At 70.3% G+C, this 11,555-nt stretch carries 8 protein-coding genes and 1 pseudogene; 5 read left to right on the top strand and 4 right to left on the bottom strand.

Annotated elements, in window-relative coordinates; genetic code table 11:
• From KDL01_RS33430 to KDL01_RS33440, 3 genes and pseudogenes are all read left to right on the top strand, one after another.
• Positions 1-960: pseudogene (locus KDL01_RS33430) on the top strand (hypothetical protein); the annotation flags it as partial.
• A gap of 235 nt (positions 961-1,195) precedes the next feature.
• Complete coding sequence (locus tag KDL01_RS33435; RefSeq protein ID WP_212532688.1) at positions 1,196-1,867, top strand: alpha/beta fold hydrolase; 672 nt, start codon at positions 1,196-1,198, stop codon at positions 1,865-1,867.
• Between the two features lie 212 nt (positions 1,868-2,079).
• Entirely contained in the window at positions 2,080-3,111 is a 1,032-nt protein-coding gene (locus KDL01_RS33440; RefSeq protein ID WP_368861700.1) for a Dyp-type peroxidase, read from the top strand.
• On the opposite strand, the gene KDL01_RS33445 is transcribed toward KDL01_RS33440, so the two are convergent.
• The 3 genes from KDL01_RS33445 to KDL01_RS33455 form a co-directional block, all read right to left on the bottom strand.
• The gene (locus tag KDL01_RS33445; protein WP_212532690.1) at positions 3,039-4,586 is read right to left on the bottom strand and encodes a carboxylesterase/lipase family protein; all 1,548 of its coding nucleotides are present in this window, start codon (positions 4,584-4,586) and stop codon (positions 3,039-3,041) included. The two genes, KDL01_RS33440 and KDL01_RS33445, sit on opposite strands and share 73 nt — an antisense overlap.
• A gap of 192 nt (positions 4,587-4,778) precedes the next feature.
• Positions 4,779-7,409: a beta-glucosidase gene (locus KDL01_RS33450; protein WP_212532691.1), complete on the bottom strand. Its 2,631-nt coding sequence runs from the start codon at positions 7,407-7,409 to the stop codon at positions 4,779-4,781.
• 529 nt (positions 7,410-7,938) lie between these two features.
• The gene (locus KDL01_RS33455) at positions 7,939-8,841 is read right to left on the bottom strand and encodes an AraC family transcriptional regulator (protein WP_212532692.1); all 903 of its coding nucleotides are present in this window, start codon (positions 8,839-8,841) and stop codon (positions 7,939-7,941) included.
• Between the two features lie 286 nt (positions 8,842-9,127).
• Between KDL01_RS33455 and KDL01_RS33460 the strand changes: the two genes are divergently transcribed.
• Positions 9,128-10,057: a protein-ADP-ribose hydrolase gene (locus KDL01_RS33460; protein WP_212532693.1), complete on the top strand. Its 930-nt coding sequence runs from the start codon at positions 9,128-9,130 to the stop codon at positions 10,055-10,057.
• Complete coding sequence (locus KDL01_RS33465; RefSeq protein ID WP_212532694.1) at positions 10,054-10,932, top strand: SIR2 family NAD-dependent protein deacylase; 879 nt, start codon at positions 10,054-10,056, stop codon at positions 10,930-10,932. Before KDL01_RS33460 ends, KDL01_RS33465 begins: the two co-directional genes overlap by 4 nt.
• A gap of 73 nt (positions 10,933-11,005) precedes the next feature.
• On the opposite strand, the gene KDL01_RS33470 is transcribed toward KDL01_RS33465, so the two are convergent.
• A partial coding sequence (locus KDL01_RS33470; protein WP_212532695.1) for a prolipoprotein diacylglyceryl transferase occupies positions 11,006-11,555 on the bottom strand: 550 nt, incomplete at its 5' end.

Consider the following 11,555-nt stretch of genomic DNA (forward strand, 5'->3'; position numbering starts at 1 on the left):
GCTGCGGGGTGGGAGGGCCTGGTCGAACTGCCCACCCAGGAGTCCGCGGGTGCGTGGCTGCGCACCGAGGCCGACAACTGGCTCGCCTCCCTGCACGCGGCGATGGACCTCGGACGCTTCGAGCAGGTGACCTCGACGGCCCTGGCCATCCGCTGGTTCGCCGAGATCACCCCCGGCTGGGGTCATTGGCACGAGGTCTACACGCTCTCCAGCGAGGCCGCCGAGCGTCAAGGAGATCTCCGGGCCCAGGCCACCCACCTCAATCTGCTCGCATGGGCCCAGAACGACTGTCTGCGCGACAACGAGGCCTCCGTGCGCACGGCCTACCGGGCCGCGGAGATCGCCGACGCGGTCGGCGACCCGTTACAGCAGGGCCTGGCCCTGCAGAAGATCGCGATCGCCCGGGTACGGAGGGAACCGCAAGAGGGCTACGACGTGGCCGACCGCGCCGCCACCCTCCTGGAGGAGAGCAGCGCCTGGGACGACCTCTCGCAGGCTCAAGTGGTCAAGGCCTGGGCGCGCCTGTTCCAGGGCCGCTACGCCGAATGCCTCGACGAGTGGGACAAAGCCCTGTCGATGCTCGACGACCCGGCTCGGCCCGTCGATTCCTCCATCGTGTTGTACAGCAAGGCCAATGACCTCTCCAGCACGCTGTGCCTGCTGGCGCTCGGGCGCCGGGATGAGGCGTTGGCCGCCGCGCGCCGCACCCACGCCTACGCTCAGGAGCTGGACATTCCCCGGTTCATCGGCCGCAGTCTGCAGGCTCTCGGCGGAGCTCTGGCCGTGAACGGTGATCGCGAGCAGGCGCTGGCCGCCATGGAGCAGGCCGTCGTGATCTTCGACGGCATCGGGGAGGAGGCTTTCGCCGATCACACCCGCCGATTCCTCGCCGACTACGAGGATGCCCGCCAGGACGCGGACGCGGTGACGAAACTCGCGCTGCGCCTGCTGGCCTACTGACGGGCCTGGGCCCGGGCCCAGGCTCTCGCCGAGTCGTCGTCGCGGGCCCGGCCGGCCCGCTCCCGAATTCGTGCACGCACAGGCAAACCGCCGTGCATGCGCATCCTGATGGGTGATCGGCAAGAACCATACGGTTTGGTCCGTCGCCACCCGGCACCGGCCGGCGCCCCGTTCCCCGACGAACGCGGGCCCGGACGAACCGAACCGGATCATCACCCGAGGAATGAGACAGGCCATGAGCGAGACATCCACCCCTTCCGGAACCCCCACCGTCGTCCTGGTCCACGGGGCGTTCGCGGACGCGGCCAGCTGGGCCCACGTCACCGAGCGCCTCGCGGCGGACGGTGTCGCGGTGCGGGCGATCGTCAACCCGCTGCGCGGGATCAGCCACGACGCCGCGTACGTCGCCAGCATGATCAACCAGATCCCCGGCCCGGTTCTGGCGGTGGGCCACTCCTACGGCGGCGCGGTCATCACCAACGCCGTCCCGCACACCGGCAACGTCGTCGGGCTGGTCTACGTCGCGGCCTTCGCCCCCGACGAAGGCGAGGTCCTCGGCGACATCGTGGCCCGCTCCAAGGACAGTGTTCTGACCACCGCGCTGGAGGAGTACGAGTTCCCGGTCGGGGACGGCACCGCCACCGAGGTGCTCATCGAGGCTGCGAAGTTCCGTGCCGTCTTCACCGCGGACCTGCCCCAGCTCCAGTCCGACGTCTACGGCTCTCCCAGCGTCCGATCGCCGCCGGTGCGTTCACCGAGAAGAGCGGCCCCCCGGCCTGGAAGAACCTGCCCGTCTGGGCGGCCGTCGGTACCGCCGACACCGCTGCCGGCAGCGACGTCGTCCGGGAGATGGCCCAGCGTGCGGGAGCCGACATCACCGAGATCGAGGGCTCGCACGTCATCATGATCTCCCAGCCCGATGCCGTCACCGCCGTCATCCGCAAGGCCCTCGCCGGCGTCAGCTGACCTCTCGTCGGCAAGCCGACCCAGGCCATGGGCCCGGCCCACGGGAACCTCTTTCCCGGGCCGGGCCTGTGGCCCGTCTCATGGTGTCGCAGACCGCCTTGCGTCAGACGGGGCGTGACTATCCCAGAGGTAGGGGAGAAGAATACGGAGATGATGAATCCAATCGAACCGCAGCCGGTGCTCTCGCCGCTGACCGCCGCAGCGATCTTCCTGGTCGTGACGCTCGAGCCGGGCGGCGAGGAGGCAGTGCGTGACGGGTTGTCGGATCTGGCCGGGCTGGTGCGTTCGGTCGGCTCCCGAGAGCCGGCCGGCGGATTGACCTGTGTGGCCGGGGTCGGCTCGCAGGCCTGGGGCCGGTTGTTCGCCGGTCCGCGTCCGGCCGAGCTGCACCCGTTCCCGGGGTTCGCCGGCGCTCGGCACACCGCCCCGGCCACGCCCGGGGACCTGCTCTTCCATATCCGGGCCGGGCGGATGGACCTGTGTTTCGAGTTGGCCGCGCAGTTGACGCGGCGGCTCGGTGACGCCGTGCGCGTCGTCGACGAGGTGCACGGGTTCAAGTACTTCGACCAGCGCGACATGATGGGCTTCGTCGACGGCACGGAGAATCCGGTGGGCCCGGCCGCACTCGCCGCCGCTCTGGTGACCGCCGAGGCGGACCCGTGGTTCGAAGGCGGCAGTTACGCGGTGGTGCAGAAGTACCTGCACGACATCGAGGCCTGGAACCGCCTTCCCGTGGCCGAGCAGGAACGCGTGATCGGCCGCACGAAGCTCGACAACATGGAATTGCCCGACCACCTCAAGCCTCTCGACTCCCATGTCGCGGTGAACACGGTCCTGAGCGCGGAGGGCAGGCAGCGTCAGATCGTGCGGGACAACATGCCCTTCGGCCGCGTCGGTGCAGGGGAGTTCGGCACGTACTTCATCGGCTACGCCGACACCCCCGAGGTGACCGAGCAGATGCTCCGCGGCATGTTCCTCGGCGGCGCGACCGGCCACACCGATCGGATCCTCGAGTTCTCAACAGCCGTGACCGGCGGCTTGTTCTTCTGTCCGAGCGCCGGCTTTCTCGACGAACTGCCGGATCAGCCCGGGGGCGTCGCATCCGCGGCCAGTCAGGGCTCTGTGGGCCAGAGCGCGGCGGCGCCGTCGCGCGGCGGCTCGGTCACCATCGGGGCGCCGTCGTAGGAGGCCCCTGCGACGGCTCGGGAGTTGCCGGCCGCGCCCGGCTCGTAGACCGCCCAGCCGGGGTCACCGGTGGCGGCGAACGACGCCCACGCCCGCGTCAGCGTCTCGCGCGCGGCCCGGTGCTCGGCGGTGTCGGCGTCGACGAGGGCGAGTTTGTCGAACAGGTAGAGCAGATCGGTTCCGTGGAACGCGCCGACCTGCGGACCACACGGGGCCGCCAGCAGGGACGCGTGGTACGCCCGGCCGCCGGCCAGGACCTGGGCGCGGGCCAGGCGTAGCACCGGCACGCGGAAGACGGCGTCGGTGAGGAAGGCGCAGCGCAGCGCGGAGAGGTCTTCGGGGTCTGCGACGCGTCGGCGATAGGCGTCGAGCAGGCCGGCCGGGTCGGTGATCCCGGCGCGGCGCATCTCGGCGTGCAAGGACGCTTCGTCGGCGGGCCGGAAGGACTCACCGGCGAGCAACTGGAAGATGCGCACCTCGTCTAGAGTGGAGCTGACGAGGAGCGGGATGTCGACGGCGGCGCCCGCGGTGACGGCCTGGTGCGGATCGCGGGGCAGCAGGTGCCCATCCAGCACGGCTCCCCAGGCCCGTCCGCCGGGCAGGTTCCGGCTGCCGATGTCGCCGCTGCTGACGGCGGCCTGAGCGTCAAGGATCTGCGAAGCTGGCACGTCGGCCAGGCCGGCGGCGTCATCGAGACGCAGCGCGGTTAGCAGGTCTTCGGCCATGGCGGTCGCCGTCGCTCGATCGAACACCCGGGAGGTGCTGCCGCTGACCAGGATGGCACGGTGCATCAGCCCGGCGGCTGCCGGCATGGCGAGGAGCGCGCCGATGCAGAAGGCCCCGGCCGACTGGCCCGCGACGGTCACCCGGCCCGGATCCCCGCCGAAGCCGCCGACGTTCTCACGCACCCATCGCAGCACCGCGACTTGGTCCTGCAGCGCGAAGTTGGTGCAGCCCGCCCAGTCGGCCCCGAGATCCGCGAGGTGTAAGAACCCGAGCGCGCCCAGCCGGTAGTTCGCGGTGACGACGACGGCCCCGGTCTGCCGAGCGAGCGCGCCCCCCTCACAGTAGGCAGGCGCGGCCGTGCCCGCTTCGAACCCGCCGCCGTAGAACCAGACGATCACCGGCAGCGGCCCGTCGTGCCCGGAGGCGGCCGGATGCCACAGGTTGAGGTAGAGACAGTCTTCTGACGTCAGGGTGATGTCGCCGGTCGGGAACGCGGCCGAGAAGGCGACCGCGGAGACCTCGTCGCCCGACCCTGCCATCAGCGGCGAGGTTCCCTGGACGGGAGCCGCGAGGAACCGGCCGGCGTCGCGCACGCCGCTCCAAGCCGACGGAGGCTGCGGCGGCCGCAAGCGCAGCTCACCCACCGGCGCCTGAGCGAACGGCATCCCCGCGAACAGCCGCCCGCCGTCGGCCAAGGCGCGGCCGCGGACGGTTCCCTGCGCGGTCTCGGCCAGCGGTTCGTCAGCCACCCTGCCACGATCACATGCCCGCGTCGGCGGCAAGGGCGACGCGCCCACGCCGGCCGTGATCGGCCACTCCGACGGCGCAATTGAGGCCTTCGATCAGCACGTGCGAGTGGAGGGCTGCCGGTCGGGGTTCGACCGCGGGTCGTAGCGGCGCCGTGCGGGGGAGCCCGCACGGCGCCGTGGCCGGGGTGAGCGTCAGTGCACGTTCACCGTCGCGTGCACGGGCAGGTCGTGGCTGGAGCCGCCGACCGCGATGGTGTAGCGGCCGGGGACGGTGGTCCAGCCTCCCACCGACGGGAGCCAGGTCTCGAACGCCTCGGGCTGGAGGCTCAGCGTGACGCGTTCACGCTGACCGGGCTTGAGCGAGATCTTCGTGAAGCCCTTGAGCTGCTTGGGCGCCTGCTGGGCGGCGGCGGGGCTGCCGAGGTAGAGCTGCACGACCTCGGCCCCTTCGCGCCGGCCGGTGTTGGCGACGGTGACCGAGGCCTGGTAGCCGCCGGATCCGTTGTGTCCGACCGGATCCACACGCAGGTCGCTGTAGGCGAAGGTGGTGTAGGACAGGCCGTGGCCGAAGGGGTACAGCGGCTTCTCGCCGGAGTGGTCGTACCAGCGGTAGCCGACGTAGATCCCCTCGTCGTAGTCCACGTCGGTGCCGTCGCCCGGGTATTCCAGCGTGGTCTTGGCCGGGCCCTGGGCGTCGGTGGCGGGGAAGGTGTGCGTGAGCCGGCCGGACGGGTTGGCGTCGCCGTAGAGCAGAGCGGCGATGGCAGGCGCGGCGTTCTGCCCGCCGTACCAGGCCGCGAAGACGCCCGCGACCCGGTTGATCCAGGGCATCAGGACGGCGGCGGAGGTGTTCAGGACCACGATCGTGTTCGGGTTGGCGGCGGCCACCGCCTCGATCAGCTTGTCCTGGTCGGCGGGCAGGGCCAGAGTGCTGCGATCCATGCCCTCGCCGGTGACGTCGTTGACGAACACGATCGCCACCTCGGCCTTGCGCGCCGTCTCGGCCGCGGCCTCGATCAGCAGCTCCTCCTGGACCTGCCAGCCGACCTGCAGCGCGACGCCGGCTCCACCCGGCCCGAACGAGGAGATGCCGGGGGCCCGGGTGACCTCGATCGTGTGGGCCCCGGCCTTGAGGTGGACCAGGCCGTTGAGCACGGTCTCGTAGCCTGCGGTGAAGTCCACGACCGTGGCGCCGTCGACGCTCAGGACGATGTTTCCCTTGCCGCTGACGGAGAAGCGGTAGTCGCCGGTCGCCGGAGCCGTCAGGGTGCCGGTCCAGATCGCGGACCACGTGCTCGTCCTGCCGATGATCGCGGGGGTGGAGGTGAAGGCGAGCTGGGCGTCGACCTCGGTGCCCAGCGGGGTGCCGGAGAAGTCGGCGGTGGCGTAGTACGTGCCGGTCAGGCCGTTGTCGGAGCCGCTCGCCGGCGTCAGGGCGCTGCTGGGGATCGAGGGCAGGGCGTCGGTGCCGAGGGTGCCTTGGGCGAAGGTGATCGCCGTACCGGAGCCGGCGCGCGCGGTGATCGCCTGGAGCGGGCTCAGGACCGTGCCGTAGGCGTTGACGGCGGCGGACCCGCCTCCGACGGTCTTGGGTTCGGCGTTCGCGGCGTTGCCGATCACGGCGATGGACCGCACCCGCTTGGGGTCGAGCGGCAGCAGCCCGCGCTGGTTGCGCAGCAGGACCGTGCCCTGCTCCGACAGGCTCTGGGCCAGGGCCAGGTTCGCGGCGCCGGTCACGACCGTGGCGGTGGTGCTCGCGGGGCTGGGCGCGGGGTTCTCGAGCAGACCCAGTGCGATCATCGGGGTCAGGATCCCGACGATGAGGCCGTCCAGCGTGTCCTCGCTGACCAGGCCGTTCTCCACCGCTGTCGTGAGCGCCGCACCGTAGTAGCTGCTGTCGGGCATCTCCATGTTCAGCCCGGCCTCGGCCGAGTCGACCGTGCTGTGCTGGGCGACCCAGTCGCTCACCACGAACCCGTCGAACCCGAACTGCCCGCGCAGCACGTCGGTGAGCAGGTACGTGTTCTGGCAGCAGAACTCTCCGTTGACCGAGTCGTACGCGGCCATCACCGCGCCGGAGCCGCCGCCCTGGACCGCGGCGCGGAAGCCGGGCAGGTAGATCTCCTGCAGCGCCCGGACCGAGATGACCTCGTTGATGCTGGACCGCTCGACCTCCTGGTTGTTCGCCGCGAAGTGCTTGACCGTGGTGATCACGTGGTTGGACTGGGTGCCGCGGATCGCCGCGGCGGCCAGCTGCCCGTTGAGGTACGGGTCCTCGGTGTAGGTCTCGAACGCGCGGCCCCAGTTCGGCCGGCGCAGGATGTTGATCGTGGGCCCGAGCACTACGGTGCGGCCCTTGCCGAAGTGCTCCGCGCCGGCCGCCACCCCGTAGGCCTCGGCCAGGCCGGGATCCCAGGTGGACGCCAGGTTGATCGGCGCGGGCCACTGGGTCACCCCGGTGGCCCCGTTGCCCACGCCCCCGGCGCCGTCGCCGAGGATGAGTGCCGGTATGCCGAGCCGGGTGTTGGCCGCCACGCCTCCGGCGAAGTCGCCGGATCCCACACTGCCGCCGTGCATCAGGGCGATCTTCTCGTCCAGAGTCATCTGCGCGACAAGCTGCGCGGCCTGGGTGGCGGCCGCGCTGGTGGAGGCGTCCGCGGCAGTCGCGCCGGCGCTCGAGGAACCGGTGGAGGCCAGCGCCGGAGACGCGGCGAGCGCCGGTGCGACCGCAGCGGCGGCCGCCGCGACCGTCAGCAGCTTGCGACGTGACAGGCCGGCCGGAACGGCAGCGGACTCCGGGGAGGGTGATTCGTTGGACAGCAAGACAATCCTCCTTGATTGACGGCTGTGCGTAGGTTCCGAGTACGGAGATAAGTCCGAAATGCCAAGATGCGAGAAGGCGGGCTCCAGTGGACCCGTCCCACATTTGGTGTGTGACGCAACGTATCACCGACCGCAGGTTCCGACAATGGCTTCAAGGGGATGATGCGGAGGAATTTTCAGAGTTTTCTGATGTACGTTTCCGCAGGTCAGAATAGGTATTTTTGGGCAGCTCGCAGCGCAGATCGGCGTTGCGCGAACTCGGTGCGAATTCCGAGCATGACTGTGCCCTGCGACCTGTTTTCGCGGAAGCCCGAGTATGAGGGCCGGCTTCCTGCTATGGCGCGAGGACCACCATAGGCGCCGGTGGAGAGCGGGCACAGGCAACTTTGCGACGTGAGGTGGCCAGAATCCGACACGCCCGAGCCGGGAGGTTCCGTTCCGTCAGACGCGGCAGCGGCCGCAGCCAGACAGGCTCCTTACTCGAAGACTCCGGCAGGGGCCTGATCGCCGTGGGATTCGGGCTGGTCGATCAGCCTGCGGCCTCGCCGTGCACGCTCGCGCGGAACGCCGTCGGGGTCAGCCCGGCGCGCTGGTGGAAGTACTTGGTGAAGTGCGTGGCCGTGGCGAAGCCCAAATGCGCGGCGATCTGAGCGGCGGACTGATCGGTGTGTGCGAGCAGGCGCCTGGCCTCGAGCACCACGCGCCGATCGATGAACTCCTTCGCGCCCAGCCCGTCTGTCGCGGCGGTCGCGCGCGAGAGCGTACGAGTGGAGTAGCCGAGCAGGTGTGCGTAGTCCTCGCCGCGGCGGGAACGGGCGAAGCCCTCCTCGACCGCGTCCCTGAACCGCAGATAGGTCTCGTCCGGTGCCGGCCAGGCGACGCCGGCCGCGTCCGGCAGATGGGCAAGCCGCAGCACGAGAGCGGCGAGAAGGTGACGCAGCACCGCAGTGCGATGTTCCAGAGCAAGGCTGCCCGGCGCGTGGTACTCGCGGTCCAGATGGTCGAGCGCGCGGTCCAACAGCTGCGCATCCTCGGGTCCGGGGTGGCGCACGACGGGGGCGTGGGGGTCGTCGAGATGCGCTGACGCGGCAGTGGCGGGATCGAGGAAACCGGGCTGGAAGAGGATCAGGACGCCCTCGGCCCGGGAGATGTCGCCCCACTGCTGAACCTGCCCCGGCCGGACCCACAGCCACGCATCGGGGTCCAGCTCATAGTCGGTGAAGTCGACCGTGTGGCCGAGCGGGCCGCTGGCCGGCCGAAACAGCTGGTGGAAGTCGGGCCGCTGCGGCAAGGCGCGCAGGCGGTCGGGGGACACGCGGGAACGCAGCTCGGCCAGAGTCATCACCTCGACCCCGACCGGAGCCCCGCGGCGCACGAAGAACGGCACCGTGGGAATCGTCCCGGTCTCCGCGTGTCGGTTTTTGGCCATCATCAGTCGCGAGTCTATCGGGCGCATCGGCCACGGCTTGCTAGCTTGAGACGGCTCCACCAGGCGGGCCCGTTGGCGGCGTCGGAAACAGGACATGATCTCGGCGGGGCTTCCCGTCGTGCTCATCCGTGGCAGACGCAGACACCGCCAACGGACCGCAGTGGACGCCACATGGACAACGAGGAGCGCACTCCATGGCATCGCGGAAGGGCATGGCCGCTCCCGTCCCCGCCGACCAGTTGACCCGCCGCACGGCAACGGCCTGTTCTAGGAACATACGCGAGCAACTATGACCACTTCCGCGCTGGCCCTCGACCAGTACCGCGACGCGATCGCCCTCGACGAGCCATTCCGCCCCGACATCCCCGCGGCCGGCCGCGAGGACCGGGCCAGACTGGTACGCGCGGCGCTCGAACTGCTCAGCCGCGAGAACGCAGAGGGCGAACACCTCGGCTTCGGCGAAGCGGAACGGCTCGACGATGCGAACGCGCGCCGCCTGCTTCGCGCCGCGCTCACCGTCCGCCCCCCGGCCCCGCTGCCACGCGAAACCGCATCCGTGCTCGACGCCTTGCTCTCAGGCGAACGGTCGGCCCGGGCAAGCACGGATGCGAACGCACTGCCCACCCTGCGGGAGAAGCTGCCGCGGACCGCTTATCGGGCCGCCGAGCACACGGCCCTGTGGCAGGGCGACCTCACCACGCTTCAAGCGGACGCCGTGGTCAACGCCGCGAACAACGCGATGCTCGGCTGCTTCGTCCCGCAACACCCGTGCATCGACAACGCCCTGCACAGCGCCGCCGGCCCGGCCATGCGCAACGACTGTCACACCATCATGGAACTGCAGGGACGCCTGGAGCCGACGGGCACCGCGAAGATCACCAGGGGTTATCACCTGCCCGCCCGCTACGTGCTGCACACCGTCGGTCCCATCGTGCGAGGCAAGCTTCGAAGCGAGGACGAAGGGCTGCTCGCGTCCTGCTATACCGCGTGCCTCGACCTGGCGGCACAGGTGGGCGAGATCCGTACCGTCGCCTTCTGCGGTGTGAGCACCGGACTGTACGGATTCCCCCAAGAGCCCGCCGCCCGCATCGCGCTGGGCGCCGTCGCGGACTGGCTCGACCGACACCCCGGGCGCCTCGAACGCGTCGTGTTCAACACCTTCGCCGACAGCGATCACGCAACCTATCTACGCGCCCTGACCGGGAGGAATCCGCTATGAACCACGAGCCCGACCCGGCCGAAGGCTTCGAACCGGACCACGCCGTGGAGACGGTCGCGCGCTGGTTCGACGAGTCGGACCACATCCTGATCACCGCCGGCGCCGGCCTGACCGCCGCGGCCGGCTACGACTACGGCGACGAGAAACGGTTCAAGGAACTCTTCCCGGCGCTCCACGCCCTCGGCCTGCGCTCGCGCTACATGGTCGGCGTGCCGCTCCCCGCCCCTCTGCTCTGGGGATACTGGGCCGTCCACATCCACGACATCCGCTTGAGCACCGCACCCAACCCGCTCTACCGCAAGCTCCACGCCGCGGCCGAGACCAAGAACCACTCGGTCATGACCTCCAACGTGGACGCCCTGTTCGCGCGCAACGGCTTCGAACCGGACAAGGTCTTCACGCCGCAAGGCGACTACGGGCTCTACCAGTGCTCGACACCGTGCACACGCGAAACCTGGGACACCGGGCCGCTCGTGGACAGACTGCTCGCCGCCTACGACCCCGAGACCGGCGCCATCACGGACCCCGACGCGCTCCCGACGTGCCCGAACTGCGGAGGCGGGGTACAGATCAACGTACGGATCGGCCGCGAATTCGTCGACGACCCCTACATCGCGGCCGGGCAGAGCCTGAACCGCTGGCTGGCGCAACTGCCGGCCGACGCCAGGCTCCTCGTCCTCGAGTTCGGCGCCGGCTTCAACACCCCCGGCGTCATCCGCATCCCCGGCGAACACATCGTGCGCCGGATTCCCGGCTCCCGTCTCGCGCGGGTCAACCCCGTGCACGCCGACGTCCCCGCAGCCCTCGGCGATCGGGCGATCCGCGTCCGCGCCGAGGCCGACCGTATGATCGAAGCCCTCGGTCAGCCCGGATGACCCGGCCGCGAGCACGCTCCCGCGCGTACGGTCTACCCCCGGTCTGCGAAGTATCGGACGAGACTGTCCACGTTCATCCATGGCCCAGCTGCGTCGCGGCAGGCATGGCAGGTGCAGGTACGTTCGCCTGCTCGGTGTCCGGGGCTGGCGGGCGTCGTTGGACTGCGGTGAACCAGGCCAGTCCGATCACTGTCATCGCGGCGGCGATGAAGAAGTTCAGGCGCATCCCGAGGATGTAGGCGGAGGAGTCGATCCTGATCGTCTCCTCGAACATCCGGTAGGCGCTGTAGCCGGCGACGTAGAGGGCGAACAGGCCCTGGGGTCGGATCCTGCGCCGGTGGCCGAGCCAGACGAGCACGCCCGCGAAGGCGAGGTCGAATATCAGCTCATAGAGGAATGAGGGCTGGAAGGTGGAGTAGTGCTGGTCCGCTGCGGGGATGCCGGCAGCCAGCCGGGCGGTGGGGCTGATCTGGACCGCCCAGGGGAGGGTGGAGGGCTTGCCGAACAGTTCCTGGTTGAAGTAGTTGCCGAGGCGTCCGACGCCCTGGGCGACCAGTAGCGCAGGGGCGGCGGCGTTCATGAACAGTCCGACGCTCGCCCCGGACCGGCGCACGCGCCACGCC

The sequence above is a fragment of the Actinospica durhamensis genome (assembly GCF_018139695.1).
Taxonomy (GTDB): domain Bacteria; phylum Actinomycetota; class Actinomycetes; order Streptomycetales; family Catenulisporaceae; genus Actinospica; species Actinospica durhamensis.